This window comes from Hephaestia mangrovi (assembly GCF_019880555.1).
Taxonomy (GTDB): domain Bacteria; phylum Pseudomonadota; class Alphaproteobacteria; order Sphingomonadales; family Sphingomonadaceae; genus Sphingomonas; species Sphingomonas mangrovi.
In genome coordinates, this window is sequence record NZ_JAINVU010000003.1 from 167,748 (window position 1) to 194,496 (window position 26,749).

The 26,749-nt window shown below is 67.2% G+C and carries 25 protein-coding genes; 12 read left to right on the forward strand and 13 right to left on the reverse strand.

Translation table 11 applies throughout. The features are described from left to right. The first annotated feature begins 65 nt into the window (after window positions 1-65). Genes K7G81_RS08155 through K7G81_RS08165 form a run of 3 tightly spaced genes read left to right on the forward strand, consistent with a single transcriptional unit; the run spans window position 66 to window position 3,237 of the window. Window positions 66-1,970 (forward strand): CocE/NonD family hydrolase, encoded by a 1,905-nt coding sequence (locus K7G81_RS08155; RefSeq protein ID WP_223030283.1) that lies wholly within the window; start codon window positions 66-68, stop codon window positions 1,968-1,970. Next, the gene (locus K7G81_RS08160) at window positions 1,967-2,437 is read left to right on the forward strand and encodes a low molecular weight protein-tyrosine-phosphatase (RefSeq protein ID WP_223030284.1); all 471 of its coding nucleotides are present in this window, start codon (window positions 1,967-1,969) and stop codon (window positions 2,435-2,437) included. Before K7G81_RS08155 ends, K7G81_RS08160 begins: the two co-directional genes overlap by 4 nt. Then, entirely contained in the window at window positions 2,434-3,237 is an 804-nt protein-coding gene (locus K7G81_RS08165) for a fructosamine kinase family protein (RefSeq protein ID WP_369412062.1), read from the forward strand. The genes K7G81_RS08160 and K7G81_RS08165 overlap by 4 nt, the downstream gene beginning before the upstream one ends. Here K7G81_RS08165 and queG read toward each other — a convergent pair. Continuing rightward, window positions 3,192-4,352, reverse strand: a complete 1,161-nt coding sequence (queG, locus tag K7G81_RS08170) for a tRNA epoxyqueuosine(34) reductase QueG (protein WP_223030285.1) — start codon at window positions 4,350-4,352, stop codon at window positions 3,192-3,194. The two genes, K7G81_RS08165 and queG, sit on opposite strands and share 46 nt — an antisense overlap. Window positions 4,353-4,399: 47 nt before the next feature. Between queG and K7G81_RS08175 the strand changes: the two genes are divergently transcribed. From K7G81_RS08175 to K7G81_RS08185, 3 genes are all read left to right on the forward strand, one after another. Then, on the forward strand, window positions 4,400-5,332 hold the full coding sequence (locus K7G81_RS08175; protein WP_255586791.1) for an ABC transporter ATP-binding protein: 933 nt from the start codon (window positions 4,400-4,402) through the stop codon (window positions 5,330-5,332). Continuing rightward, entirely contained in the window at window positions 5,329-6,549 is a 1,221-nt protein-coding gene (locus K7G81_RS08180) for an ABC transporter permease (RefSeq protein ID WP_223030287.1), read from the forward strand. The genes K7G81_RS08175 and K7G81_RS08180 overlap by 4 nt, the downstream gene beginning before the upstream one ends. A gap of 65 nt (window positions 6,550-6,614) precedes the next feature. Beyond that, the gene (locus tag K7G81_RS08185) at window positions 6,615-7,859 is read left to right on the forward strand and encodes a cytochrome P450 (protein ID WP_223030288.1); all 1,245 of its coding nucleotides are present in this window, start codon (window positions 6,615-6,617) and stop codon (window positions 7,857-7,859) included. On the opposite strand, the gene K7G81_RS08190 is transcribed toward K7G81_RS08185, so the two are convergent. Together K7G81_RS08190 and K7G81_RS08195 are read right to left on the reverse strand one after the other, a co-directional pair. Further along, the gene (locus tag K7G81_RS08190; RefSeq protein WP_223030289.1) at window positions 7,853-8,380 is read right to left on the reverse strand and encodes a hypothetical protein; all 528 of its coding nucleotides are present in this window, start codon (window positions 8,378-8,380) and stop codon (window positions 7,853-7,855) included. The two genes, K7G81_RS08185 and K7G81_RS08190, sit on opposite strands and share 7 nt — an antisense overlap. A gap of 32 nt (window positions 8,381-8,412) precedes the next feature. Next, complete coding sequence (locus tag K7G81_RS08195; RefSeq protein ID WP_223030290.1) at window positions 8,413-8,820, reverse strand: DUF2147 domain-containing protein; 408 nt, start codon at window positions 8,818-8,820, stop codon at window positions 8,413-8,415. Window positions 8,821-8,970: 150 nt separating this feature from the next. Between K7G81_RS08195 and K7G81_RS08200 the strand changes: the two genes are divergently transcribed. From K7G81_RS08200 to K7G81_RS08210, 3 genes are all read left to right on the forward strand, one after another. Continuing rightward, window positions 8,971-9,333: a hypothetical protein gene (locus K7G81_RS08200; RefSeq protein WP_223030291.1), complete on the forward strand. Its 363-nt coding sequence runs from the start codon at window positions 8,971-8,973 to the stop codon at window positions 9,331-9,333. A gap of 151 nt (window positions 9,334-9,484) precedes the next feature. Then, the gene (locus tag K7G81_RS08205) at window positions 9,485-11,107 is read left to right on the forward strand and encodes a coiled-coil domain-containing protein (protein ID WP_223030292.1); all 1,623 of its coding nucleotides are present in this window, start codon (window positions 9,485-9,487) and stop codon (window positions 11,105-11,107) included. Window positions 11,108-11,273: 166 nt separating this feature from the next. Then, window positions 11,274-13,169 (forward strand): S9 family peptidase, encoded by a 1,896-nt coding sequence (locus K7G81_RS08210; RefSeq protein ID WP_223030293.1) that lies wholly within the window; start codon window positions 11,274-11,276, stop codon window positions 13,167-13,169. Window positions 13,170-13,250: 81 nt separating this feature from the next. Here K7G81_RS08210 and K7G81_RS08215 read toward each other — a convergent pair whose 3' ends face one another. The 4 genes from K7G81_RS08215 to K7G81_RS08230 are packed head-to-tail and all read right to left on the reverse strand — an operon-like array spanning window position 13,251 to window position 16,056. Then, entirely contained in the window at window positions 13,251-14,144 is an 894-nt protein-coding gene (locus K7G81_RS08215; protein ID WP_223030294.1) for an alpha/beta fold hydrolase, read from the reverse strand. Between the two features lie 17 nt (window positions 14,145-14,161). Further along, entirely contained in the window at window positions 14,162-15,064 is a 903-nt protein-coding gene (locus K7G81_RS08220) for a pirin family protein (protein ID WP_223030295.1), read from the reverse strand. Next, window positions 15,061-15,768 (reverse strand): glutathione S-transferase, encoded by a 708-nt coding sequence (locus K7G81_RS08225; protein ID WP_223030296.1) that lies wholly within the window; start codon window positions 15,766-15,768, stop codon window positions 15,061-15,063. The genes K7G81_RS08220 and K7G81_RS08225 overlap by 4 nt, the downstream gene beginning before the upstream one ends. After that, complete coding sequence (locus K7G81_RS08230) at window positions 15,769-16,056, reverse strand: BolA family protein (RefSeq protein ID WP_223030297.1); 288 nt, start codon at window positions 16,054-16,056, stop codon at window positions 15,769-15,771. A gap of 49 nt (window positions 16,057-16,105) precedes the next feature. On the opposite strand from K7G81_RS08230, the gene K7G81_RS08235 reads away from it, so the two are divergent. Next, window positions 16,106-16,705, forward strand: coding sequence for a J domain-containing protein (locus K7G81_RS08235; RefSeq protein ID WP_223030298.1), 600 nt, complete (start codon window positions 16,106-16,108; stop codon window positions 16,703-16,705). Between the two features lie 99 nt (window positions 16,706-16,804). Here the strand turns inward: K7G81_RS08235 and hpnH are convergent, their stop codons facing one another. Together hpnH and ispH are read right to left on the reverse strand one after the other, a co-directional pair. Beyond that, window positions 16,805-17,950, reverse strand: a complete 1,146-nt coding sequence (hpnH, locus tag K7G81_RS08240; protein WP_223030299.1) for an adenosyl-hopene transferase HpnH — start codon at window positions 17,948-17,950, stop codon at window positions 16,805-16,807. A 4-nt stretch (window positions 17,951-17,954) separates the two neighbouring features. Beyond that, a complete protein-coding gene (ispH, locus tag K7G81_RS08245) occupies window positions 17,955-18,956 on the reverse strand; it encodes a 4-hydroxy-3-methylbut-2-enyl diphosphate reductase (protein ID WP_223030300.1) in 1,002 nt (333 codons plus the stop codon). A gap of 192 nt (window positions 18,957-19,148) precedes the next feature. Between ispH and K7G81_RS08250 the strand changes: the two genes are divergently transcribed. Both K7G81_RS08250 and K7G81_RS08255 read left to right on the forward strand, forming a co-directional pair. After that, window positions 19,149-19,748 carry an ABC transporter substrate-binding protein gene (locus tag K7G81_RS08250; RefSeq protein ID WP_255586793.1) on the forward strand — a complete coding sequence of 200 codons (600 nt, stop codon included), beginning with the start codon at window positions 19,149-19,151 and terminating at the stop codon, window positions 19,746-19,748. Beyond that, window positions 19,745-20,773, forward strand: a complete 1,029-nt coding sequence (locus K7G81_RS08255) for an MlaA family lipoprotein (RefSeq protein ID WP_255586794.1) — start codon at window positions 19,745-19,747, stop codon at window positions 20,771-20,773. Before K7G81_RS08250 ends, K7G81_RS08255 begins: the two co-directional genes overlap by 4 nt. Here K7G81_RS08255 and hpnN read toward each other — a convergent pair. From hpnN to K7G81_RS08275, 4 genes are read right to left on the reverse strand one after another with little or no spacing between them, the layout of a single operon-like run. Further along, entirely contained in the window at window positions 20,742-23,345 is a 2,604-nt protein-coding gene (hpnN, locus tag K7G81_RS08260; protein WP_223030302.1) for a hopanoid transporter HpnN, read from the reverse strand. The two genes, K7G81_RS08255 and hpnN, sit on opposite strands and share 32 nt — an antisense overlap. Window positions 23,346-23,349: 4 nt before the next feature. Beyond that, window positions 23,350-23,787 (reverse strand): DUF2141 domain-containing protein, encoded by a 438-nt coding sequence (locus K7G81_RS08265; RefSeq protein ID WP_369412063.1) that lies wholly within the window; start codon window positions 23,785-23,787, stop codon window positions 23,350-23,352. Further along, window positions 23,784-25,709, reverse strand: coding sequence for a 1-deoxy-D-xylulose-5-phosphate synthase (dxs, locus tag K7G81_RS08270; RefSeq protein WP_223030303.1), 1,926 nt, complete (start codon window positions 25,707-25,709; stop codon window positions 23,784-23,786). Before dxs ends, K7G81_RS08265 begins: the two co-directional genes overlap by 4 nt. Beyond that, window positions 25,709-26,746, reverse strand: coding sequence for a lysylphosphatidylglycerol synthase domain-containing protein (locus K7G81_RS08275; RefSeq protein WP_369412064.1), 1,038 nt, complete (start codon window positions 26,744-26,746; stop codon window positions 25,709-25,711). Before K7G81_RS08275 ends, dxs begins: the two co-directional genes overlap by 1 nt. Window positions 26,747-26,749 lie beyond the last annotated feature (3 nt).

The window sequence follows — 26,749 nt, forward strand, 5'->3', positions numbered from 1 at the left end:
CTTGCGGCCCCGGCACGCGGCATGCTGCCCCCGGCCGATCATGGCCGCAAAGGGGACCGACGCGCATGCACAAAGCCTGGTGGGCGGCCACCGCCCTGGCCGCGATCGTCATCGCCCAGCCGGCGATCGCTCAACAGCAATATGACGAGCGGCCGACGAGCCTCACCACGCCGACCGCCGGGTTCGATTACAGCCGCCGCGTCGTCGACATCCCGATGCGCGACGGCGTGAAGCTGCACACCGTGATCCTGATCCCGAAGGGCGCAAAGGACGCCCCGATCCTGATGACGCGCACGCCCTATAACGCCGAAGGCATGGCGGGCGACCCGGCAACCGCATCGATGGAAGAAGCGCTGCAGGGATACGACAATGCCGCCGACGTGATCGCGCGGGGCGGCTATATCCGCGTGCTGCAGGACGTGCGCGGCAAATACGGATCGGAAGGCATCTACATGATGAACCCGCCGCTCCACGCAACGGCGCTGAACCCGACCAAGACCGACGATTCGACCGACACGTCCGACACGATCGACTGGCTGGTCAAGAACCTGCCCGAATCGAACGGCAAGGTCGGCATCCTCGGCATCTCCTACGATGGCTTCACCTCGCTGATGCCGCTGATCGATCCCAACCCCGCACTCAAGGTCGCGGTGCCGATGAATCCGATGGTCGACGGCTGGCGCGGCGACGACTGGTTCCACAACGGCGCCTTCCGCGAGACGATGCTGCCCTACATCTGGGAGCAGGAAGCGACGCCCGACAATTCGGCCGGCTTCACCGACACCGCTTACGACGATTACGACGTCTATCTGCGCGCCGGATCGGCGGGCGCGATCGCCAAAGCGCACGGCCTCGATCAGGTCGGCTTCTGGCGCAAGATCCACGAGCACCCGGCCTATGATTCGTTCTGGCAGGATCAGGCGATGGACAAGATCCTCGCACACCAGCCGCTCAAGGTGCCGACGATGATCGTCGCCGGGCAATGGGACCAGGAGGATATCTACGGCGCGATGGCGGTCTATGCCGCGCTCGAGCCGAAGGACGCCGGCAACGATATGGTCTATCTGTCGCTCGGCCCCTGGTATCACGGCCAGGAGATCGGCGACGGCAGCGCGCTGGGCGCGATCAAGTTCGGCAGCGACACCGCGAAATGGTGGCGCTGGCATGTGCTGGCGCCGTTCCTCGCGCATTACCTGAAAGGCGATGCGATGGATGTCGCGCCCGTAACCGCCTATCGCACCGGCGCCGACCAATGGCAGCAGCTCAAGGCCTGGCCGATCGTGCCTGACGAGGCCGAGACGCCGCTCTACCTCAAGCCCGGCGGCGCGCTTGGCTTTTCGGCCGACCCCTCTGGCGACGCGACGATATCCTACATTTCCGATCCGGCGCATCCGGTGCCGTATCGCGTGCGGCCGGTGGTCAGCCGCTCGGGCACCAATTCAACCTGGCGGCGCTGGCTGGTCGACGATCAGCGCGGCGTATCGGCGCGGCCCGACGTGCTGACCTTCACCAGCGGCGTGCTGACCCAGCCGGTGACGATCGCCGGGCAGCCGGTCGTCCATCTCAACGCCGCAACCACCGGCACCGATGCCGATTGGGTGGTCAAGCTGATCGACGTCTATCCCGATCGCGTGCCAGGCGACGAGGCGATGGGTGGCTATGAACTCGCGGTGGCGATGGACATCTTCCGCGGGCGCTATCGCGAAAGCCTGGCCGAACCGCACCCGATCCCGGCCAACACGCCCGAAACCTATTCGTTCGCCCTGCCCAATGCGAACCACGTCTTCCTGCCTGGACACCGCATCATGGTGCAGGTGCAATCGAGCTGGTTCCCGCTCTACGATCGCAACCCGCAGACCTACGTGCCCAACATCTTCGACGCCAAGCCGGCGGATTATGTGACTGCGACGCAATCAGTGACGGTTTCGGGCCCCGACCAGAGCCGGATCGACCTGCCGGTGGTGAAATGACCGAGGCGCGCGCCGCGATCCTGCTGGTTTGCCTGGGCAATATTTGCCGCTCGCCGTTGGCCGAAGCGGCACTGCGCGAGGCGGCCGACCGCGCCGCGATCGAAATTATCGTCGACTCGGCGGGCACCGGCGGCTGGCATGCGGGCGATCCGCCGGACCGCCGCGCCCAGGCGATGGCGCGCGAACATGGCATCGACATTTCCGGCTATCGCGCCCGCCAGGTGACGCGCGACGATTTTACCCGGTTCACGCATATCTTCGCGCTCGACAGCGACAATCTCGCCGATCTCGATGCCCTGACGCCGCCCGAGGCGACGGCCGAGCTCGGCTTGTTGCTCGACCTCGTGCCGGGGCGCGAAGGCGAGAGCGTCGCCGATCCCTATTACGGCGGCCCCGAAGGCTTCGCCGCGACCTGGGCCGATGTCAGCGCCGCCGCCCACGCGCTGGTCGTTCGCCTGACGGCGTGAGCGCGGACGCGATCATCGAACGATTGGCCGGCGCGGCGGTCGTCGAGCGCACGCCGATGGCGGGCGGCGATCTCTCCGGCGTCGCCCAGGCGACGCTTGCCGACGGCCGCACGATCGTCGCCAAATCGGGGCCATCGGTGGCCAGCGAAGCGCGGATGCTCGCCGCGCTGGCCGCGAACGGCGCGCCGGCGCCCGCCGTGATCGCGATCGAGAACGATCTGCTGCTGATGACCTGCCTGCCCGCCGACGGCCGCTTGTCGGGATCGGCCTGGAACGACCTCGCGGCGGTGCTGGGCGATCTGCACCGGCCCCGCGACCAGCCCTATGGCTGGGAAGAGGATTATGCCTTCGGGCCCGTCGCCATCGTCAATCGGCGCGAGACGCACTGGTCGCATTTCTGGGCGGCGCATCGGCTGCGGTGCCATCTCGCGCGCCTTCCACCCGCAATCGGCCGGCGGATCGAACGGCTGGCGGATCGTCTTGACGAGCATCTGCCCGATCGCCCGCCCCCCGCCTTGCTGCACGGCGATCTGTGGGGCGGCAACGTGCTGGTATCGGGCGGCCGGATCAGCGGGCTGATCGATCCCGCCTGCTATCTCGGCGACCGCGAGGTCGATGTCGCGATGCTGACGCTGTTCGATCGGCCGCCGCCATCGTTCTTCGACGCGCTCGACCTTGCGCCCGGCTGGCGCGAGCGTTTGCCGGTCTATCGGCTCTGGCCGCTGCTCGTTCACGTCCGCCTGTTCGGCGGCGGCTATCTCACCTCGGTCGAGCGCGACCTGGCGTCGCTCGGCGCCTGATCGCGCCATTCGGCACGCACCTCGGGGTCGCTCTCCTCGCCCAGCCGCGCCGCGCGTTCCGCCTCGAACCGCGCCCGGTCCAGTCGCGACAAGGCCCAGGCCGCCGCGCCGCGCACGACCGGCGCCGCATCGTCAAGCAGCGCGGCAATCGGCGCGACCAGTCGATGATCGCCACTGTTTCCCGCGGCGATCGCGGCGTTGCGAACCATGCGGTCGCGCTTGATCCGCTTGATCGGCGAGCCGGCGAAAACCTGGCGAAAGCCGGCATCGTCGAGCGCGAGCAGATCGGCGAGCGCGGGAGCGGTCAGCTCGGCGCGGGGATGGAAGGCGCGGTTGGCATGCGCGGCGGCGGCGAACTTGTTCCACGGGCAGACCGCGAGGCAATCGTCGCAGCCGTAGATGCGGTTGCCGATCGCGGCGCGGAATTCATGCGGGATGGGCCCGGCATGTTCGATCGTCAGATACGAGATGCAGCGCCGCGCATCGAGGCGATAGGGCTCAGGGAAGGCATCGGTCGGGCAAGCGCGCTGGCAGGCGTCGCACGAGCCGCAATTGTCATTGCCCGGCGCATCGGGTGCGAGGTCGAGCGTCGTGTAGATCGCGCCGAGGAACAGCCAGCTGCCGTGATCGCGCGAGACGAGGTTGGTGTGCTTGCCCTGCCAGCCGAGCCCCGCCGCCTCGGCGAGCGGCTTTTCCATGACCGGCGCGGTATCGACGAACACCTTGAGGTCGCCGCCTGCCTCCTCCACCAGCCAGCGCGCCAGCGCCTTCAGCGCGCGCTTGACGACATCGTGATAATCCGCGCCCTGCGCATAGACCGAGATGCGCCCGCGACCGGTGACGTCGGCGAGCGCCAGCGGATCGCTCGCCGGCGCGTAGCTCATGCCCAGCGCGATCACCGAGCGCGCCTCTGGCCACAGCCCGGCCGGCGAAACGCGCTGATCGGCACGCGCCTCCATCCAGATCATCTCGCCATGCGCGCCGTCCGCCAGCCATTGTCGCAAGCGCTCGGCGGCCCGCGGCGCGGCATCCGCGCGCGCGACGCCGCAGGCAGCGAAGCCGAGTTCGGCCGCTTTCGCCTTGATCCGTGCCGGCAATGGCTTGTCTTGCTCCACCCTCCCCCGCTACCACGTCAGCCACGGATCGCACGGGGGAAATTCACTTGGCCAACGAGCCGGCAGCCAGCGCCACGGGGCTGGTGAAGAAATTTTCGGGCCGCCGCGTCGTCGACGGCGTCGACCTGACGGTGCCCGCCGGCATGATCTACGGCGTGCTCGGTCCCAATGGCGCGGGCAAGACGACGACGCTCAGGATGATGCTCGGCATCATCGAGCCCGATGACGGTGACCGCATGCTGCTGGGGAACGACGCGCCGCGCGAGGTGGGCGACCGCGTCGGCTATCTGCCCGAGGAGCGCGGGCTCTATCCGGCGATGAAGGCGAAGGAGGCGATCGCCTTCATGGGCGCGCTGCGCGGGCTCGACTGGAAGACCGGGCGCGCACGGGCGATCGAGATGCTCGAGGACGCCGGGCTCGGCCATGCGGCGGACGAGAAGATCCGGAAGCTTTCCAAGGGCATGGCGCAGCTCGTCCAGCTGCTCGGCTCGATCGTCCATCGGCCCGACCTGCTGGTGCTCGACGAGCCGTTTTCGGGGCTCGATCCGGTCAATCAGGAGAAGCTCGAGAAGCTGATCCGCGCCGAGCGCGACCGCGGCGCGACGGTGATCTTCTCGACCCATATCATGGCGCATGCCGAGCGGCTGTGCGATCGGCTGGCGATCATCGCCGGGGGCAAGCGCCGCTTCGAAGGCACCGTCGCCGACGCGCGCGGGACGCTGCCGTTCAAGGCGCATTACGTGCCGCATCACGACGACGGCGGGATCAAGGCGCTGCTGCCGAACGACGCCGAGCGCGCCGATGACGGCTGGCGCTTCACGCTGCCCGAGGAAGGGATCGAGGCGTTGCTGGTCCGGCTGATCGACGCCGGCTACGGCATCGCCGGCCTGTCGATCGAACGGCCCAGCCTGCACGATGCCTTCGTCCGCATCGTTGGCCGTGAAGCGTTGGAACGGGCGCTGGCGGAGGAACCGGCATGAGCCTCTCACGCAAGGCGATCCGCCAGACGCTGACCATCGCGCGGCGCGATTTCATCGCCACGGTGGCGACGCCGATGTTCCTGTTTTTCCTGCTGGCGCCGCTGATCATGGCGTCGTTCAGCCTGATCGGCGGGATGGGCGCCTCCTCGGTCGCCGAGGGTGCGGCCGACCGCGAGCGGCTGGTGGTCATCGCCGATGCTGCCGACGCGCCGCTGCTCAAACAGGCCGACGAGCGGCTGCGCACATTGTTTTCAAAGGACGGCTCGCCGGCCGCGCTCGATATCGAGGCGCCGGCCGCCGATCCGATGGAGCAAGCGCGCGTCGCGCTCGGCGATCGCGATCATGACGTTTATGCCGCGCTCGCGGGGCCGCTCGATGCGCCGCACATCTTCTATGGCCCCGGCGCGACGCGCAGTGCCAGCTATCTCGCCGCCCTTGCCGACACGACCGTGCGAATGCGCGACGGCCGCGAGGCCAGCGAGCCGGTCAAGATCGAAGTGCAGCGCAAGAGCTCGACGATCGGCGGGCAGCATGCCGCCGGCTTCATGGCGGTATTCGGGGTGTTCTTCCTGACGCTGCTTCTCGCCGGGCAAGCGGTAGGAACGATGGCCGAGGAGCGATCGAACAAGGTGATCGAGGTGCTGGCCGCCGCGGTGCCGCTCGAATCGGTATTCTTCGGCAAGCTGATCGGTATGTTTGGATCGGCGGTGCTGTTCATCCTGTTCTGGGGAACGATCGCCGCGCAGATCGGCCATGTGCTGCCGCCCGAGGCCGCGCAGGCGATCCACCAGTTGCAGCCGGCGGTCGGCTGGCCGATGTTCATCGCGTTGTTCTGCCTCTATTTCACCATGGCCTATCTGCTGCTCGGATCGGTATTCCTGTCGATCGGCGCGCAGGCCTCGACGATCCGCGAGATCCAGATGCTGTCGCTGCCGATCACCTTCACCCAGGTGGGGATGTTCGCGCTCGCCTCGGCGGGGGCGGCGCATCCCGGCGGCTGGCTGGCGATCGTCTCGCAGGTCTTTCCGCTCAGTTCCCCCTACGCGATGGCGGCGCGCGCCGCGAACACGCCGGGGCTGACGTGGCACGTCGTCGCGTTGGCCTGGCAAGCGCTTTGGGTGGCCGTGATGATCACGATCGGCGCGCGCTGGTTCCGCCGCGGCGTGCTCAAGTCGGGCGGGCCGCGCCGCAAGAAGGCGGCGATAGCGAACGGCTGACCGCAAGAACTATTGACATCAATGTAAGCAACATGAGACGTGTCGTGCCGTAAAGGAGAGGCACGATGGCCACGCTTGCGACCGATTCGCTCGATACCAAGGCGGTCGACCCGCTCGATGTCAGCCGGCCCGAACTCTATCGCGACGATACCTGGCAGGAGCCGTTCCGACGGCTGCGGGCGGAATCGCCGATCCATTACACCCCCGAGTCCGATTACGGCGCCTATTGGTCGATCTCGACCTACAAGCCGATCGTGCACATCGAATCGCTGCCCGAGATTTTCTCGTCCGAGGTCGGCGGCATCACGCTGGCCGACTTCATCGAGGGATCGGACGATGTGCGGATGCCGATGTTCATCGCCCGCGATCGCCCGGTGCATACCGGCCAGCGCCGCACCGTCGCGCCCGCTTTCACGCCCAGCGAAATGGTGCGCATGTCCGACGACATCCGCCGGCGCACGGCGGAAATCCTGGATTCGCTGCCGTGGGGCGAGGAATTCGACTGGGTCGATACCGTCTCGATCGAGCTTACCACGCAGATGCTGGCGATCCTGTTCGACTTCCCCTGGGAGGATCGCCGCAAGCTGACTTTCTGGTCCGACTGGGCGGGCGATATCGAGCTGGTCAAGACCGAGGAGCTGCGCAAGCAACGGCTCCAGCATATGTACGAATGCGGCGCCTATTTCCAGAATCTGTGGAACCAGAAGGTCGACAAGGAGCCGACGCCCGACCTTATCTCGATGATGATCCATTCGGACGCGATGGCGCACATGGACCAGTTCGAGTTCATCGGGAACCTGATCCTGCTGATCGTCGGCGGCAATGATACGACGCGCAATTCGATGTCGGCGATGGCCTATGGTCTCGACAAGTTCCCCGATGCGCGCGCCAAGCTGGAGGCCGATCCGGGGCTGATCGCCAACGCCACGCAGGAAATCATCCGCTGGCAGACCCCGCTGGCGCACATGCGCCGCACCGCGACGCAGGATTACGAGCTCGACGGACAGAAAATCCGCGAAGGCGACAAGCTGGCATTATGGTATATCTCGGCTAACCGCGACGAGAGCGTGTTCGGCGACGATGCCGACGATATCGTCGTCGATCGCCCCAATGCGCGGCGTCACCTGGCGTTCGGCCACGGCATCCATCGCTGCGTCGGCGCGCGGCTCGCCGAGTTGCAGATCGCGACGCTGATGGAGGAGATGGCCAAGCGGCGGATGCGGGTGAACGTCACCGGCGAGCCGACCCGTGTCTCGGCCTGCTTCGTCCACGGCTACCGCAAGCTGCCGGTCGAGATCAGCCGCTATTGAGCGCGCGTGAGCACAATCGGCGCGCCGTCGCCGCCGGGTAGCGGATAGGGCAGCGTCAGCCGATCGCCATCGACCGTGGCGTGCACGGGGATCGCCGCGCCCCGTTCGGGAAAACGGTGCCCCGGCACGCAGCCGCCGCCAGCCACCGACTGGCGCTCGTCGAGCCGCCAATCCCTTGACGCGCAATGTTTGGCGGCGCGGCCCTGGTTCCAGATCGCTACGACATCGGCCAGTTCGGGCTTCATCGTCACGTCATTCACGGTCAACACCGCCGTCACGGCGTGTTCGTGCGCGGTGACATCGCCGAGCGCGCCGGTGAGCCGCGTCTCGATCGTCGGCGCGTCGCAATCGGCGTGGGCGTAGGTCTGGCCGGTCATCTCCACCGCCTTGCCCGAGACAGTGAGCGCGACAATCGTGCCGTGCCGCCCGCCCTGCCCCATCGCGAGGCAGGGGCTGACCCAGCGGCCGTCGAGCGACGGTGATGACGGCGCGGCCAGCGCTGCGAGCAAAAGGGCGATCATCGTCCCAGCTTAGCTGTATTTCCGACTGCAGCTCAATCGGCGCGCTGCCAAATCTGGGTCTTGCACAGAAAGGCGACACAGCCCTTGACCTCGAGAGTGCCGTCGTCGGCGAGCGAGACCACCGAGCGATAGCTCTTGCCATGGACCGGATCGTAAACCTGGCCCCGCCATTCGTCGCCGTCGCGATCGAGCCCGCTCAGGATCGTGATGCCGATGATCGACCGGCCGCGCAGCTTGGGATCGGGATTGTTGAGATCGTGGCTCTTGCGATACGGCAATGGTTTCAGGATCTTGGTAATCTTCCCGCACATGCTGGCGCCGCACGGGGCGATATGGACCAGGGCCTTTTCGTTCTGCAGGCGCCAAGTGCCGGCGATGTCCGGCGCACCCGGCTGCGGCGGCGGGGCCGCAAGCGCAAGGGCGAGGGCAAGGATCGACATGGTGACTCCTTTGGTGTGGTAATGGACTTGTTAGTGAATGTTCGCGATTATCGCACACGCGGATGAACCGGCAATGACACGCGCGATAGCAAGGGAACGCTCGCCTGCTTGTCTCTCCCCGCGTGACATCATGAGGAGTATATCCGGATCATGGCCAAGAAGAATGCCAAGCTGCCCAAGAAGATCGGCGGCGTCAAAATCCCGAAGAAGCTGCGCAAGTCGGGCGGCAAGCTGATCGAGGCGGCGAATACGCCGGCCGGGCGGGAGCTGCTCGCGGCCGGGCTGGTCGCCGCGGGGACTGCGCTCGCCAAGGCGCAGCAGAAGAAGCGCGCGCACGCTGCTGAACCTGCCAAACCGGATGTCGATCCGACCGAACGCGGCGCGCAGGTCGCGGGCCAGATCGGTGCGGTGTTCGGTGCCGCCGCCAACGCCGCGCTCGATCGCTTCTTCGGCCCGGACACCGCAAACAAGCCGGGCGACAGCACCCCACCGAAGGGAAGTCGCGCGCACTGACGGCCGCATTGCGCGGCCGCGATCTAGCCTCGTCGCGGCGGGCCGCCCCACCACAACCTGTGATGAACCGCCGATCCAGCGCCAGTTCAGTGACCAGCGCCTAGTTTGCCTGCACGGTCAAAGACTTTTCGCTTGGCCGAAGGAGGTTCGCATGGTGCGCTCATCGAGGATCGGCGCTTGTTCGGCAATCGCGCTCGCCGCCGCGGCGACGCTCGCCGCGTGCCATCCCCAGCAGCAGAGCCAGGCCGCGCAGCCCGACAACACCGTCGCGTTCGCCAATACCGCGGCGCTGCCGCCGCTGCCCGCCGCGGTGCCGATGACCGATGCCGCTCCCGCTCCGATCAGCGATGCGCCGGCGGCAAGCGCGCTGCCCGCCGCCAAGCCAATCCCGGTCGCCACGCCGGCCGGTGGCGCCGACTACGCTTATGCCGATCGCGCCGCCGCGTTCGACGAGGCGATCGGCGATGCCCCGCCCGATTATTATTTCGATTACGACAATGGCGTCGAACCCTGGGCATGGCAGAGCGGCGACGGCTACCAATCCTTCGCCGAGCCGATCGACGATGGCTATCGCTATTATTATTACGCTCCCGGCGCCGATTATCCCTATTATGTCCGCGATCCCGATTATGGCTATGCCTATTCGGACGGCTCGCTGGTCGCGATGTACGGCGCCGGTGGCAGCCTGATCGCGCTGCGACAGGCGCGTGCCGAGCGGATCGCGGCGGCGCGCTATTATGCGCGCGGCCGAGCGCTCTACAGCGCCTCGCGTCACCACCACCGGCGCGGCGTTTCCGCGCACCAATGGGACGATCGTCGCCAGGCGATCGAGCGCGCGCGCCGCAACGACTGGCGCCGCGACGCCGCGCGTCGCCGCGCGGTCGAGCAGCAGGCGCGGCATTGGCGCGCCGAGCACCGCATCCGCCAGCAGGCAGCGACGCATTATGCCGATTGGCGGCGCACCGGCGAACGTGGCGCACCGCCGCGTCTCTACGATCGCGCTCACGCCCGGCACGACGCCGAGGCGCCACGCCTTACCGCGAGCCGCCAGCAAGCGGTGCAGCGGCAGCGCCAGCAACATCTCGCCCGGCAGCGTGACGCTGAACGGCGCGCCGAGCTTACCCGCCGCGAGCAGGCGGCGCGCCAGCAACACGCGCAAGACCGTGCTGAACGGCGGCATCACGACCGGGCTGATCATGCCCGGCAGCAGCAGGCCCAGGCTCGGCAAGCGGCTGAGCGCGACCGCCGCCGGGCCGCCGACCACGCCCGTCAGCAGCATGACGCCCGGGCGCACCAGCAGGCATTGGAGCGCGTCGCCGAGCACCGGGCGCGCGCGCAAGCCCTGAAGCATGCCCGCGCCCACGCCGACACGCCGGCCAAGGCGCGGCAACAAGCGGCAGCGCACGCCGACCAGGCGAAACGGACAGCGGCGCATACCCGCCAGCAAGCCGTGGCGAGACAGTCGCAGGCGCGTCGGGCCGCCGAAACGCGAGCGAGAGCGCGGCAGGCACAGGCCAGTGAGGCCAAGGCGCGTGCGACACGCGCCCAGGCAGAGGCTCGTCGCGCCGACCGACAAGCGCAAGCGCATCAGCAGGCGCGGATGCGGGCGCGAGCCGCCTCCCATGCTCGCGAGCAAGCGGCGCAGCGAGCGCATCAGCACGCGGCCACGCCCCATGCGCATGCGCGAATGGAGGCCAGACCCGGCGTACGGGCGCATGCCGCCGAGCACGCTCGCCCGACGGCAAGGCAATACAAGCCAGACAAGCGGCACTGACCGGCGAGACACGCCGCCGGTTGGAGGCGATTTCCGAGGAACGCCGCGCCGCCCGGGCTCCCGTCTCCCAAGCGACGGGAGCCCGTTTCGTTTGCGTCGCCGTTGCGGCGCATTTCGCCTGTGCTATGCCACGCTTCATCCAGTTCTTGCCCGGGAATTTTCATTGATGCGCGTTCTGATCGCCGCCCTTCTCGCCGCTACCGCAACCCCCGCGCTGGCGGCATCGGTGCACGATTACGATGCTCTCGTCGTGTCGCCGGACGGCAAGACCATCGCGACGATCGAGGACGCCGGCAGCGGCCATGACACGATCGTCGAGCGCGCGGTTGCTGACGGCCATGTCGTGGCGACGCTCGACCCATGCGCCGCCTGCGATTATTCGGACCTCACCTTCGGCCCGGACGGGACGCTCGCTTTCCTCGCCCGGTCGGACACGTCGCTGACGTTGCAGACCGCGCGCGGCAACCGCGACCACACTGTCGCCACCATTGCCGGCATCGCGTCCACGCCGCGTTTCTCGCCCGATGGCAAGCGCATCGCCCTGCTCGTCACGCTCGGCGCGCAGAAGCAGGCCGGCGCCACGCAGCCCGGCGTGCGGCTGGTCGGCGAGATCGGCGAGCATAATGACGAGCGCCGGCTGGCGGTGTTCGACGTCGCCGGCACCGTCGCGGCCGACGCGGTCAAGCCGGTGTCTCCGGCCGGACGCTATATCTACGAATATGACTGGACGCCCGACGGCAAAGGCTTCGTCGTCACCTCGGCCGTGGGCAATGGCGACGACAATTGGTGGGTCGCGACGCTCGATGCAATCGACGCGACGACCGGCACCGTCCGCCAGATCGCCAAACCAGCGACGCAGGTCAATTTCCCACGTGTATCGCCCGACGGCAAGACGGTCGCCTATATCGGCGGATTGATGAGCGATTTCGGCTCGGTCGGCGGCGACGTCTACACCGTACCCTTCACCGGCGGCACGCCGACCGACATCACCTCGGGTTCCCGGATCACCAATACCTCGCTGCTGTGGCTGCCGACCGGCCTCACCACGACGGCGCTGGCGGGCGATACGATGGAAGTAACGCGGATCGGCGCCGATCGCGCCCAGACCGCATTGTGGAAGCGCCAGGCCACGCTGTCGGCCGGCGACGCGCGCGTTACGTTCAGCGCCGACGGCCGGACGATGGCCACCGTCGCGCAGGATTTCGAGCATGCGCCGGCGATCTTCGCCGGCCCCGCTAGTGCGCCCCGCCAGATCACGCATGACAATGACGACATCGTCCCCGCGGTGAAGGCCGAGAGCGTCAACTGGACCAACGACGGCCACCAGATCCAGGGCTGGCTGCTCTCGCCGCGCACGCCGTCCGATCCAGGCGCCAAAGTGCCGATGATCACCGTCGTCCACGGCGGCCCGGCCGCGGCGAGCACACCGCGCTTCGCCGACGAAGGTACCTATGTCGACCTGATCAACGCCGGCTACGATATCTTCCTGCCCAATCCGCGCGGCAGCTATGGCCAGGGCGAGGCGTTCGTCGAGGCCAACAAGCGCGATTTCGGCGGCGGCGACCTGCGCGACATCCTCGCCGGCATCACCGCGGTCGAGAAACAGGCGCCGGTCGACGAAAACCGCCTCGGCCTGATGGGCGGCAGCTATGGCGGCTTCATGGCGATGTTCGCCAATACCCAGACCAACCGCTTCAAGGCCCTGGTCGCCGCCGCCGGCCTGTCCAACTGGATCAGCTATTACGGCACCAACGGCATCGATCAGTGGATGCTGCCGTTCTTCGGCAAGACGATGTATGATGATCCCGATGCCTACAACAAGGTATCGGCGGTCAATTACGCCAAGCAGGCGCATACCCCGACCTTCATCTATGTCGGCGAGCGCGACATCGAGGTGCCGCCGACGCAATCGATCGAATGGTGGCATGCGCTCAAAGACATGCACGTGCCCGTCAGCCTCGTCATCTATCCCGGAGAGGGCCACGGCCTGCGCGACCCCGATCACCGCGCCGATGCCGAAAAGCGCACGATCGCCTGGTTCGACAAATATTTGAAACCGTAAGCGCTCTCGACGGGCTGGCGCGCCTGGGGACCTGATTTAGGCGGCTCGATTCAGCGCGACTGAATCCCGCCAAAGTCTATCCTAGCCGCCATGCCCTGCCAGCCATGTGCGCATCGCCGCCGTCACCGCCTCGGGCGCTTCCCATGGCACGAAATGGCCGGCGTCGACTTTCTCCAGCGTGAGATCGGGCACCAGCGCGTCGAGCCCGTCGAGCTGGCTCGGCAGCAGCGCCTGATCGCATATCCCCCAGATCACCAGCGTCGGCATCGTGATCGGCGGGAATGGCGCATCGAGGAACGCGGGGCGCGGCGCGTCCTCGCCGGTTTCGGGGACGACGATCGCGCTCGCGCGATACCAGTTGAGCATCGCGGTCATCGCGCCGGGCTGGCCCCATTGCTCGAGATAGATCGGTTTTTCCTCGCGCACCTTCTCGAAATCGGTGTGCTTCATGAAGCTGCCGTCGAAAAAGGCGGAAAGCCCGATCGTCTCGATATGCTTTTCGAGATCGGGATTGCGGAAGGCGCGGATATACTGGCTCGCCTCGCGCTGGGCGGGGTCGTCGAACATCGTCTTCTGGAAGATGAAGGGATGCGGCGCGTTGACGATGATCAGCCGCGCCACCCGATCGGGCCGGTTGAGCGCCGCCATCCACGCGATCGCGCCGCCCCAATCATGGCCGACCAGCGTGAAGCGTCCGATCCCGAAATGATCGGCCAGCGCCATGATGTCGGCAACCAGCTTGTCCGGGGTGTAATTCTCCACGCCCTCGGGCTTGGACGACCGCGCATAGCCGCGCTGATCGGGCGCAATGACGAAATGGTCATCGGCCAGTGCCGGGATCTGGTGCCGCCAGGTGCGATGCGATTCGGGAAAGCCGTGGAGCAGGATGATCGGCGGATTGGCCGGATCGCCCGCGGTGACGACGTCGAGTTCGACCCCGGTCGAAAGAGCCACGCGCTGCTGGTCGGATGCCATCGCCTCTCCCCTTGATATCAGGGATAGCTTACCGTTTTCGGCACCTCGGGCAATGGAATCCATTCCTTGTCGTCGCCGGGCACTTTCGCGAACTCGCCAGCCATCCACGCCCGCTTCGCCTCGTTGATCCGCTCGCGGCGCGACGAGACGAAATTCCACCACACGTGGCGCGGAGTCGTGAACGCCTCACCGCCGCACAGCATTACCCGCGCGCTGGATTGCGACCGTAGCGTCGCGACAACCCCCGGCCGCAGCACGTAGAGCACCATCGGCTCGAGCGGCAGGCCGTCGAGGCTCGCTTCGCCCTCGGCGACATAGAGCGCGCGCTCATCGGCTTGCGCATCGATCGGGATCGCGCCGCCGGCGGCGAGCGCGATATCGGCGTAGATCGTGCCGGCATAGGTCGTCGTCGGCGCCGCGCGGCCCCACAGCGAGCCCATCACGACGCGCGCCTTGACGCAGCTATCCTCGATTACCGGCAAGTCGGCGCGGGCGACATGCTCGAATGCCGGCGCCATTTCCTCGGCATCGTCGGGCAGCGCGATCCACGTCTGGATGCCGGAGAGCTCCGGCCCGTGCGCCCTTTCGGCCGAGGGCGAGCGCTCCGAATGGACGATGCCCGATCCGGCGGTCATCAGGTTAACGGCGCCGGGTTCGATCGTCGCGAAGGTGCCCAGGCTGTCGCGATGATCGATCGCGCCGGCGAACAGATAGGTCACGGTGGCGAGATTGATGTGCGGATGCGGCCTGACGTCGATCCCCTCGCCCACCGAAAGGTGCGCCGGCCCCATCTGATCGAAGAACAGGAACGGACCGACCATCGTCCGCGCCTTGTTCGGCAGCGTGCGGTGCACCTTGAATCCGCCGAGATCGTGGCTGACAGGCTGAATCGTCTGCAGGACGAGATCGTCGTTGGTCATGCGAAATCGAGCTCCGGATAGTGGCGGAAGATGCCGTCCTCATTGAAGGCGATGCGGCGATCGCTGGCAAGATAGGCGACAATGCCCGGCAACGCGGCGACGTGATCGTGCAGCGCGATGAGGCCGGGATAATCATCCTCGATCGCCTCCATCCGCTTCGGAAACATGTAGCGCAGCCCGGCGACGAGCTGGAACAGGCTGGTATCGATCGGCGACCATCTGTCGCCGGCAATCCAGTCGCCCCGGTTGGCCTGTGTCGCCTTCTCGAAATAATCGAGGAATTTGGGCATCCGCTCCGCGCGGAACTGTTCGGCATTGGCCGCCGCCGCGTCCTTCTGCTCGTCGTAATATTTGCCGCCGGCGATCGGGTGGTGGACGTTGTGGACCTCGGCGACCATGTCGGTAACGGTGAGCTGGAGCTGGATCGTCCAGAACAAGGTCGCCTCGTCCGTGGGCGCCAGATCGTGCGCGTCGGCCAGCCAGGTCAGGATGTGCGCCACCTGCGCGATCGTCATCGTGCCGGTATCGAGATAGGGCGGCGCGAACGGCGCGTAAGGCCCGCGCGTGTCCATGTCGGCGATCAGCGCGTCGACGCCCCGCGTCCGCGCGCAATCCTCATAGTCGATCCCCGCGGCTTCGAGCGGCAGCCGGACGAATTCGCCCCGCCCCTGGATCGAGGGCCAATACCAAAGCTGATACGCCATTCACGCGTCTCCCGGTGCGTGCGCCCGGATCGCGAGCGCGTGGATTCGCGTCTCCAACAGGTCGGCCAGCGCCCGGTTCACCAAGCGTTGCCGGGCAACGCGCGACAATCCGGCGAAGCGGGGCGATTCGACGATCACCGTGAAATGGGTTTCGCCGGTGCCGTCGTCGCCCATGTGGCCGGCATGGTGATGGCTGTCGTTGGTTACTTCGAGCCGGGTCGGCGCGAGGTCGCGGGTCAGGCGGGCGGTGATCTGGTCGACGATCGGGGCGGTGGAAGCGTTGGTCATGGCGCCTATATAGGCAGCTTTGCCTGAATTTTGGAGCAAGTCCCCGCCCGTGCGTTCCCCGCGTAAAGACCGTCCCAATGCCCGTTTCCATGGCCGCGTCGCCGACAGCGAGCGGCGCTGCGAACACCCAGGCTGCGCCGAGCCGGGCGAGTTCCGCGCGCCGCCGCTCGAAGGGGCATCGGGCGGCGATCGGCCGGGGCGCTATCGCTGGTTCTGCCTCGATCACGTCCGCGCATTCAACGCCGGCTATAATTTCTTCGACGGGATGACTGCCGACGAGATCCACCACGCCCAGCGCCCGTTCGCCGGCTGGGAACGCGAGACCCGCGCCTTTGCGCATGCGGGCGGCGACACGCCGCCGCGCTGGGCTGATTTCGCCGACCCGCTCGATGCGATCGGCGCGCGGTTCAAGGACAAGGCCGAAGCCGCGCGGCGCGCCGGCCCGCCACTAACCGACGGCGACCGCCGCGCGCTCAAGGTGCTGGGGCTGGCGTCGGATGCCGACAAGGCGGCGCTGCGCAAGCGCTACGCCGAGCTGCTGCAACGCTATCACCCCGATCGCAACGGCGGCGATCGCAGCCACGAGCGCGTGCTGCAAGCGGTGATCGAGGCGTATCAGCGGCTACGAAAAGCGCCGGCCTTCGTCTAACCATCATGCCGGACGTGTTCCGGCATCCAACGGGCAACAAGTGGTAACGCTTGTGGACGGTTGGCCCCCGGAACACGTCCGGGGTGGCGACCTTTCCTCTTACGCCGCGCGCTGCACGCGCTTGAAGCCTTCGGGATCCTCGCGCTTGATCCGTTCGAGTTCGCGCTCGACATGGCTCGAGAACACGTCCTCGGCCGGGCGCGCGTGGGAAAGGTCGATATCGGGCGCCATGGGCCCCTCGGTGCGCACGCCCTGCTTGCCCACCTTCATCATCTTGAGCGGATGACGGATCGCATCGGTCGCCGCAGTGCCCTCGAACCCGCAATGCACCATGCAGTTCGAGCATTTCTTGTATTTGCCGACGCCATATTGGTCCCAGTCGGTCCCTTCCATCAACTCGGCAAAGGTCTGCACATAGCCTTCGCCCAGCAGGTAGCAGGGCTTCTGCCAGCCGAACACGGTCCTGAGCGGCATCGACCACGGCGTGCATTCGTAGCTCTGGTTGCCGGCGAGGAAATCGAGGAACAGCGGCGAGTTGGTGAAATCCCACGCCTTGCCGCCGTCGCCGCGGCGGAACACGTCGCGGAAGAAGTTCTTGGTCCGCTCGCGCGTCAGGAAATGCTCCTGGTCGGCGGCGCGCTCGTACGAATAGCCGGGCGAGATAGTGATCTCGACGCCCAGCCGCTTCATCTCGTCGAAGAACGACGCCAGCCGTGCGGGATCGGCACCGTCGAACACCGTGCAATTGACCTGGACGCGGAACCCCTTGGCCTTGGCCAGCTCGATCGCCTCGATCGCGACCTTATAGGTGCCGCCCTGATCGACCGCATGATCGTGCATCGCCTCGTCGCCGTCGAGATGGATCGACCAGGTGAAGAAGGGCGACGGCGCGTAATCGTCGATCTTCTTCTTCAAAAGCAACGCGTTGGTGCAGAGGATGACGAACTTCTTCTTGGCGATATAGCCCTTGACGATCTCGGGCATCTCGCGATGCAGCAGCGGCTCGCCACCGGCGATCGAGACGGCCGGCGCGCCGCATTCGTCGATCGCGTCCATGCACTGCTGAAACGACAGCCGCTGATTGAGGATCGGATCGGGATAGTCGATCTTGCCGCACCCAGGGCACGCGAGGTTGCAGCGCAGCAGCGGCTCGAGCATCAGCACCAGCGGATACTTCCCGCCTTTCAGATGCTGCTTGACGGTGTAAGCGCCGATGCGGGCGGTGACGGCTAGCGGAAGGCCCATAAACTCAAGTCCTTTGCGCGCGCGGCGGGCGCGGTTCGCGATGCCGCAATTCGGGCGGCAAGCTGAAATGCAATTTCTCTTCTACCCCGTCGAGCTGGCTGACTTCAACCGGGCGCAGCCGGCCCAGCGCCGCGATCACGCTGTCGACCAAACTGTCCGGCGCCGATGCGCCAGCGGTGAGGCCGACGGTATGCACGCCATCGAGCCAGGCCGGATCGACACCCTCGCCATCGTCGACGAGATAGCTCGGCACGCCCATCTCGACGCCGATCTCGCGCAGGCGATTGGAGTTCGAGCTGGTGGTCGACCCGACGACGATGAGGAGATCACAGACCCGGGCGAGGTCGCGCACCGCCGTCTGTCGGTTCTGCGTCGCATAGCAGATTTCGGAGACGTCCGGCCCTTCGACATCGCTGAAACGCGCCTTCAGCGCCGCGATGATGCCGCGCGTATCGTCGACGCTGAGCGTCGTCTGGGTGACGTAAGCGATCGGCGTATCGTCGGCGATCGGCAGCGCAGCGACCTGTTCGGCCGATTCGACGAGATGGATCGGCGCATTGACCTGCCCCATCGTGCCGTCAACCTCGGCATGGCCCTGATGGCCGATCAATACCAACGTCCGGCCCGCCTTGGCATAGCGCCGGCCCTGGACATGAACCTTGGTGACCAGCGGGCAGGTAGCATCGATCACCGGCAGCCGGCGGCCCCGCGCCTCGTCCTCGATCGCGCGCGAGACGCCATGCGCGCTGAAAATGGTCAGCGCGCCTTCGGGAATGTCGGAAAGCTCATCGACGAAGATCGCGCCCTTCTCGCGCAGGCGCTCGACGACATGGCGATTGTGGACGATCTCGTGGCGGACATAGACCGGCGACCCGTATCGATCGAGCGCCTGCTCGACGATATCGATCGCGCGCACCACCCCGGCGCAGAATCCGCGGGGATTGGCCAGGACCACGCGCAACGCCGACACGGCAGGATCGTCGCTCACGGTCGTCTGCTGCAGCATGCATGCTCCTCCGGATGGATCGCCTGCCCCCAAGGCGCCGTTCAGCTTGATTTAGGTAATGAAGATCGAAGGAGAAAGCCCCGATTGCGTTATCGGGCAAATTTTGCTGCAAGCGGTGTGCAGACGCGCCGCGGATTTACCTCGCCTTGTCCGGCCGTTATGGCCGCACCTGGCAAGCTCACGGAGTCGATCATGCGTGTAATTCCCGTTGCCATTGCCGCCGCGCTGACGGTGTCGAGCGCGTCCTTCGCCCAGATCGCCGACCCCGCCGCTGCCACCGTCCAGAGCCTCGACGACGCGCTGATAGCAACGATGAAAGCCGGTGCCGCCGCCGGGATGAAGGGCCGCGAGGCCAGGATCGGGCCGGCGATCGACCGCGCGTTCGATCTGCCCTTGATGACGCGCCTGGCGGTCGGGCCGAGCTGGAACACGATTGCCGCCGCCGATCAGCAAGCGCTCGTCGCCGCGTTCCGGCGGATGACGGTGGCGCAATATGCCGACAATTTCGATGATTTCTCCGGCCAGTCCTTCGCCATCGCGCCCAATGTCGAGACGCGCGGCGGCGACAAGCTGGTGCGCACCACGCTCAAGGATCCGAAGGGCAGCGACGTCGCGATCGCCTATCGCCTGCGCGCAAGCGGCGGCACGTGGAAGATCATTGACGTGTTCTACAAGAATTCGATCAGCCAGATCGCCACGCGCCGATCGGACTTCGCCTCGGTGCTGCAAAAGGGCGGGGCCAAGGCGTTGATCGCGCACCTCAACGCGCTTGCGGCAAAGGCCGGCGGTTGACGCTGCCCGCGCTCGGCCCCGTCGTCCTCGCGCTCGCCGCGCCGGCGGCGGCGCCGACCGCGACGCTACCCGACGGCAGCATCATCGCGCTCGTCACCACGCCGCCGCCCGAGCCGATCCGCGCCGATCTCGTCACGCCGATCCTCGCCCCGGTTCAGGCGGCGCAGGACGTCACCGTTGCGGCCGAGAAGCCGCCGCACGCCAAGGGCGACCCGCTCGAAGGCTTCAACCGATCGATGTTCAACGCACATCAGAAGTTCGATCGCGCGGTGCTGCGGCCGGTCGCGATGGGATACAAGCACGCGGTGCCCAAGCCGGTGCGATCCGGCATCCGCCATTTTCTCAGCAATCTGACCGAACCGATCGTCTTCCTCAACGATCTGCTCCAGCTCAAGCCGGGCAAGGCTCTGCGCACCTTCGGCCGCTTCGTGTTCAATTCGACGCTGGGGCTGGGCGGCGTGCTGGATATTGCCAAACTGCCCGGCTTCAACCTGCCGCACCGCCCCAACGGCTTCGGCGACACGCTGGGCTATTACGGCGTCAAGCCGGGCCCTTACCTGTTCCTGCCCTTCGTCGGCCCCACCGATGTGCGCGATCTGCTGGGCGGCCAGGCCGATGGCCTCGTTCTGCCGCTCGCGGTCGGCCATCCGTTCGATCAGCTCAAATACCAGATTCCCAAGGGCGTGGTGAGCGGCCTCGACCAGCGCGCCGAGGCGGATCGCGACCTGAAGGCGCTGTTCGGCACTGCGGTCGATCCCTATGCCACGCTGCGCTCGGTCTATCTCCAGGATCGCGCCGGAGAGATCGATGCGCTGAAAGGGCGTGGCGCGGCGATCAAGACCAGCCCGCTCGACACCGATCTGTCCGATCCGCTGAGCGATCCGCTCGCCGACCCCGCCGCCGCGCCGCCGAAGCCGGGCTCGACCGCGCCCGAATTCGACGATCCGCTTGCCGACCCGGCGGCTTCGCCGCCGCCCTCGACCACGCCCGAGTTCAGCGACCCGCTGGCCGATCCCGCCGGATAGGCGGCCCGAGCAGCGCCGGCTCGAAGATCAGCGCGCAGATCAGGGTCCAGATCAGCGAGATCATCAGGATCTTGCCCATGCTCGCGGTGCCCGGATGGTGAGAAAGCCACAGGCTGCCGAACGCCGTGCCCGTGGCGAGTGCGCTGAACAGCACCGCGCGCGCAAGGCTCGATTGCAGCAGATCGGTCGCGCCGCCGCGCCAGGCCATCACGAAATAGATGTGGAAGGCGACGCCGACCCCGAACAGCAGCGGGAAAGCGATAATGTTGGCGAAGTTGATCGGCTGCCCAATCACCACGCAGGTGCCGAGCGTGAGGAAGATCGACAGGATCACCGGGGCCAGCGTGAACGCCACCTCGCGCGCGTTGCGCAACACCGCAAGCAGCAGCAGGCTGACCAGCACGAAGGCGATCACGCCGGCCTGGACGAACGCGCCGGCGATCGTCGAGGCGGCGGCCTGGGTGACGACGGGGAGTCCTGAAATATCGGGTGTTACCTTGGCGACCGCGGTTCGGAAGCGTTCGAGAACGTGGTTGTCGCTGGCGTTACCCGCCGGGAACACCTCAAGCCGATACCGCCCGTCGGGCGTCCGCCAATCGCGGACCAGCGCTGGGGGCAGCGTTGCGAGGCTCACCGGCTGTGCCTGCAACGCCAGCCGCACCTGATCGAGCATCACCGCGAGCGGCTTCGATAGCGCGGCATCCAGCGTCGCGCGTTGCGCCGGCGTGCCATGCGCCATCCTGGCGAACGCCGTCGCGAGGCGGCGCGCATCGCCTGCCGCCGGGCCGGGATGCGCCGCTGCCGCCTGCGTAAGCCTGTCGGCGAGGGTGGACAGCGCCGCCACGCGCTCGGCATCGTTCGGCGGCGGCGCGACGTCGAACGGATTGAGCGTCAGATCGAGCAGCATCGACGCATCCGAAATCGCGGCGAGCTTGGCTTGCTGATCGTCGGGCACGAACCCATCGAGCCACGCCACCTGCCGCACTTGCGGCAGCGCCGACAGCGCCGCCGCCAGCTTGCGGGCATGCGCGGCATCGGTTGCCAGCACGCCGATCGTGTTGGGCGTGCGATCGGGATCGTGCGTCAGGTCGGCAATCGTCTGCATCGCCGGGCCATTGGGATCGCGCAGGTGCATGGGGTTGAAATCGAACACGACCATCGGCAGCAGCGCGATGCTCACCACCATCGCCAGCACGAACGCCCCCAATACCGCGCCTCGGCGACGTTCGAGAAAACGATCGACCGGCGCGAGCCCGCGAAACCCGACCTCGCCGTTGGGCGCGCGCGGATCGAGCAGCGTCACCAACGCCGGCAACAGCGTGATGCTCATCGCCAGCGCGATCACCATGCCGATCCCGGCAATGATGCCGAGTTCGGCGATCCCGACATAGGCAGTCGGCAGGAACGCGCCGAAGCCGAGGAAGATCGCGCCGGCCGCCAGCGTCAGCGGCGCGCCCAGCGCAGCGGCGGCCTGCGCAAGCGCGACGGGGGTGGTCGCCCCTTGGGCGCGCTCGTGCGTGAAACGCACGCAGATCTGGATGCCGAAATCGACGCCCAGTCCGACGAACAGCGGGATGAACGCGATCGAGATGAGGTTGAGCCGCCCGACCGCGGCCAGCCCGATCGCCAGCGTGATGACAAGGCCCAACACGATCGTCGCCATGATCGCGATCACCAGCCGCGCCGATCGGGTCGCGAACCACAAGGTCACCAGCATCGCCGCGAGCATCACCGCGCCGACCAGTCCGATATTTTCCTGCAACGAGGAGAAATCCTCGTCGGAAAGCGGCACGTCGCCGGTCAGCCGGACGGTCTGGCCATGTGCTTCGGTGATGCCGAGCTTCTCGGCCGCCGCCTGCACCGCATCGCCGGCCGCCGCACCGGGGGTCAGCGAGCCATAATCGAGCACCGGGCGGACCAGCACCAGCCGCCGTGTCGGCGCGTTGAGCGCACCGCCGCCGCTTGCGAACAACCGCTGCCACGAGAAATAGGCGGGCTGACCGGCAAGCACGCGATTGGTGGTCTCTGCCAGCGCGCGCATCGGCGCGGCGATGTCCGACAGGCTGGCCGAGCCGTTGTCGACCCCATCGAGCACGCTTTCCAGCGAGGTCGCGACACCGCGCAGCGAGGGATCGGCAGCGAGCGGCCCGAGCAGCGGCTGCGCCTTGATCAGCGCCGCGGTCGCATCGTTCACCTCCTTGACGGAGCCGTAGAGCAAGCCTTCGCGGGCGAAGAAATCGCCGCCATCGGGGCGGCTGACGTTGCGAAAATGCGCGTGATCCGCCGCCAGCGCCGCCGCCAGCCGCGCCGCACCGTCCTCGGCGAGTTCGGGCGTCTTACCGTCGACCACCACCAGCATCGAATCGCGCAATTGCGGAAAGGCGTCGTCCATTGCCCGCTCATGGACACGCCACGGCACGGTCGGGGAGATCAGCTCCGCCGTATCGGTGGTCATCGCGAAATGCCCCGCGACGTAGACGATCGCGGCCATCGCCAGAACGAGCGCCGCGGCCAGCGTCGCCCATGGCCGCGCCACCGCGGCGCCGACCGCGCGAGGAACGGGGTTGCGCATCGCCCTAACGGTCGTCCGGCCCCGACGCGCCGAGCATGTAGCGCATCTTCAGCGAGATCGCCTTGGCGCGGCCGTCGAATGCGAACACGGCGTCATCCCATTTCGGCGGGCTGAGATGAATCGGCGCGTCGCGCGAGAAGGCAATGCCTTCCTTGGGGATCGCTCCGAACAGGGCTCGATCGACCTTGCCGTTGCCGTTCTCGTCTTGAAAACCCTGCACGGCATAATCGCCCGGCGGAAGATCGCGGATGACGACGATCGTCTCGCCGCGTTGCGCCGGCGCATCGGCCGACCAGGGGCAATCATCCTTGAGGAACTGCGCCTTGAGGCAGACATCCATGTGAACGACGCCCTTGGCATTGCGGACGTTGGTGACATGGATCGTCAGCGTGCCGCCCGGCACCGTGGCGGCCGCCATCGCCAGCGCCGCGGCAAGGATCACGCCGAAACCTCGACCACCCCTTCCGAATTGTGCCGCAGCGCCTTCAGCACCGTCTCGACGATGTGATCGGCATCGAGCCCGGCCTCGGCATATTGCTTCTCGGGCTTGTCCTGATCCTGGAAGCGATCGGGCAAGCGCATCGTGCGCAGCTTGAGGCCGGCGTCGATCAGCCCCTCGTCGCTGGCGAAGGTCAGCACATGCGCACCGAGCCCGCCGATCGCGGCTTCCTCGATCGTCACTGCCACCTCGTGGGTCGAAACCAGCCGGCGGATCAGGGCCTCGTCGAGCGGCTTGGCGAAGCGCAGGTCGGCAACGGTCGTGCTCAGCCCCTTTGCCTCGAGCGCGTCGGCCGCCTTGAGCGCCTCGGCGAGGCGCGTGCCGAGCGACAGGATGGCGACCTTCTTGCCTTCGCGAACGACCCGTCCCTTGCCGATCTCGAGCTTCTGCGGAACCTCGGGCAGCGCCACCCCGGTGCCGCTGCCGCGCGGATAGCGCACCGCGATCGGCCCGCTGTCATGCTCGGCGGCGGTATACGTCATGTGCACCAGTTCGGCCTCGTCAGCCGGCGCCATCACCACCATGTTGGGCAAGGTCGCGAGATAGGTGACGTCGAAGCTCCCGGCGTGCGTCGCGCCATCGGCGCCGACCAGCCCGGCGCGATCGATCGCGAAGCGCACCGGCAGATTCTGGATTGCGACGTCGTGGACCACCTGATCGTAGGCGCGCTGCAGGAAGGTCGAATAGATCGCGCAGAACGGCCGCATCCCCTGCGCTGCCAGCCCGGCCGCGAACGTGACCGCATGCTGTTCCGCGATCCCGACGTCGAACGCGCGATCGGGATGCGCCTTGGCAAATTTGTCGACCCCGGTGCCGGAGGGCATCGCCGCGGTGATCGCGCAGATCTTCGGATCGCTCTCGGCCAGCTTGGCCAGCGTCTCGCCGAACACATTCTGATAGCTCGGCGGCCCCGGCGGCCCCTTGTGCTGCGCGCCGGTGATGACGTCGAATTTCTGCACGCCGTGATATTTGTCCGCGGCATTTTCGGCCGGCGCGTAGCCCTTGCCCTTCTTGGTTACGACATGGACGAGGATCGGCCCTTCCTCGGCATCGCGGACATTCTCGAGCACCGGGATCAGGTGATCGAGATTGTGGCCGTCGATCGGGCCGACGTAATAGAAGCCCAGTTCCTCGAACAGGGTGCCGCCCATCGTCATGCCGCGCGCGAATTCGTCGGTCTTGCGCGCTGCCGAATAGAACGGCCGCGGCAGCCGCTTGGCGAACTTCTTGGCGAGATCGCGCAGCCCCAGGAATTCGCGGCTCGATACGATGCGCGACAGATACGCCGATAGCCCGCCGACCGGCGGCGCGATCGACATGTCGTTGTCGTTGAGGATGACGACCAGCCGGTTGCCCGCCTGCTCGGCATTGTTCATCGCTTCATAAGCCATGCCGGCGGACATCGCGCCGTCACCGATCACCGCGATCGCCTTGCCAGGCTGATCGGCGAGCTTGTTGGCGACGGCAAAGCCCAGCGCCGCCGAGATCGAGGTCGAGCTGTGCGCCGCGCCGAACGGATCGTATTCGCTCTCGGCCCGCTTGGTGAAGCCGCTCAGGCCCCCACCTTGCCGCAGCGTGCGAATACGGTCACGCCGGCCGGTCAGGATCTTATGCGGATAGCATTGGTGGCCGACGTCCCACACCAGCCTGTCGTTAGGCGTATCGAATACATAATGGATCGCGGTGGTCAGCTCGACGACGCCGAGGCCCGAGCCGAGATGCCCGCCAGTCACGCCGACCGCGGAGATCACTTCGCTGCGCAATTCATCAGCGAGCTGGCGCAAGTCCTTCGCCTTGAGCTTGCGCAAATCCGCCGGCGTCTTCACCGTATCGAGCAGCGGGGTATCGGGGGTAACGTCGGTCATCATGTCCTCTCTGTGCCCGTCGACGCGCGGTCGCCGGACAGGCCAATATGCGCCTCGCTACTGGCAAGTCCAACCCGCTGCACGCGAAATCCTTTCGCTCGGCCGATCGCGCGCGCCTCGCCGACTTGCCACAAAATCAGCGCGGGCACGCCGATCGCCAGGTCTCGGGCGCGCTTCGCCAGCGACAGCGCGAGCGCTGCCGGCGCCGGCAGCCCGAGCATCGGACCGAGCAGCGCATAGGCCGCTTCCTGCACGCCGAGCCCGCCGGGGATGGCGAACGCGACACTGCGCAGGACGAAGATCAGGCTTTCGAGCACCAGCGCGCGCGCCAGCGACAGCTCGAACCCCATCAGCCGCAGCGCGATCCACGCGCCGGCCACCGACGCGACCCAGCCGGCAAGATTGAAGCCGAACGCCAGCAGCACGCGCGCCCGATCGGCATAAACCCGCGCCAGCGCCGCCCGGACATCGCCCAGGCCCGCGCTCGCCGCGGGCAGCAGCCGGGTCAGCAGCAGCCGGCCAAGCTCCAGCGCCCAGCGCTGCGCACTGAAGAACGCCGCCATCAATGCGATCAGCGCGCCCGTTCCAATCAGCACCGGCGTCAACGCGTCGCCCGATTCCCCGCCGTGACGCAGCATGACGAACCCGGCAATGCCGAATAAGGTGAGGATCACCTGCCCGGCCATCTCGGTGGTCAGATCGACCAGCGCCGAGGCGTTGACCAAGGGCCCCGGAATACCGCGCGCGATCAGCATGCGGATGCCGACGACCAGCCCACCGACCTGCGAGAAGGGCAGAATATCAGATGCCGCCTCGCGCACCAGGCGCGCCCAGGTGAACCGCACGAAATTGGGCGCGATCGCGAGCGGCGGCGCCGAAGCCGCCCAGGCCGCGCCGAGCAACCCGGCAGCGGCGACCGAATAGAGCCAATAGACCGCAAACCCGCCCCAGCCGATCCGGCCGACGGCGTGCAGCACCGCGCCGAGCCCGGCGGCGCCGATCATCCAGACGGTTAGGGCAAGGCCCGCCAGCGTCACCGC

Bases quoted from the DNA above. Each gene is read 5' to 3' on its own strand.
- K7G81_RS08155 (WP_223030283.1), top strand. From the start codon at position 66: ATGCACAAAGCCTGGTGGGCGGCCACCGCCCTGGCCGCGATCGTCATC.
- K7G81_RS08160 (WP_223030284.1), top strand. From the start codon at position 1,967: ATGACCGAGGCGCGCGCCGCGATCCTGCTGGTTTGCCTGGGCAATATT.
- K7G81_RS08180 (WP_223030287.1), top strand. From the start codon at position 5,329: ATGAGCCTCTCACGCAAGGCGATCCGCCAGACGCTGACCATCGCGCGG.
- K7G81_RS08185 (WP_223030288.1), top strand. From the start codon at position 6,615: ATGGCCACGCTTGCGACCGATTCGCTCGATACCAAGGCGGTCGACCCG.
- K7G81_RS08190 (WP_223030289.1), bottom strand. From the start codon at position 8,380: ATGATCGCCCTTTTGCTCGCAGCGCTGGCCGCGCCGTCATCACCGTCG.
- K7G81_RS08195 (WP_223030290.1), bottom strand. From the start codon at position 8,820: ATGTCGATCCTTGCCCTCGCCCTTGCGCTTGCGGCCCCGCCGCCGCAG.
- K7G81_RS08200 (WP_223030291.1), top strand. From the start codon at position 8,971: ATGGCCAAGAAGAATGCCAAGCTGCCCAAGAAGATCGGCGGCGTCAAA.
- K7G81_RS08205 (WP_223030292.1), top strand. From the start codon at position 9,485: ATGGTGCGCTCATCGAGGATCGGCGCTTGTTCGGCAATCGCGCTCGCC.
- K7G81_RS08210 (WP_223030293.1), top strand. From the start codon at position 11,274: ATGCGCGTTCTGATCGCCGCCCTTCTCGCCGCTACCGCAACCCCCGCG.
- K7G81_RS08215 (WP_223030294.1), bottom strand. From the start codon at position 14,144: ATGGCATCCGACCAGCAGCGCGTGGCTCTTTCGACCGGGGTCGAACTC.
- K7G81_RS08220 (WP_223030295.1), bottom strand. From the start codon at position 15,064: ATGACCAACGACGATCTCGTCCTGCAGACGATTCAGCCTGTCAGCCAC.
- K7G81_RS08225 (WP_223030296.1), bottom strand. From the start codon at position 15,768: ATGGCGTATCAGCTTTGGTATTGGCCCTCGATCCAGGGGCGGGGCGAA.
- K7G81_RS08230 (WP_223030297.1), bottom strand. From the start codon at position 16,056: ATGACCAACGCTTCCACCGCCCCGATCGTCGACCAGATCACCGCCCGC.
- hpnH (WP_223030299.1), bottom strand. From the start codon at position 17,950: ATGGGCCTTCCGCTAGCCGTCACCGCCCGCATCGGCGCTTACACCGTC.
- ispH (WP_223030300.1), bottom strand. From the start codon at position 18,956: ATGCTGCAGCAGACGACCGTGAGCGACGATCCTGCCGTGTCGGCGTTG.
- K7G81_RS08250 (WP_255586793.1), top strand. From the start codon at position 19,149: ATGCGTGTAATTCCCGTTGCCATTGCCGCCGCGCTGACGGTGTCGAGC.
- hpnN (WP_223030302.1), bottom strand. From the start codon at position 23,345: ATGCGCAACCCCGTTCCTCGCGCGGTCGGCGCCGCGGTGGCGCGGCCA.
- dxs (WP_223030303.1), bottom strand. From the start codon at position 25,709: ATGACCGACGTTACCCCCGATACCCCGCTGCTCGATACGGTGAAGACG.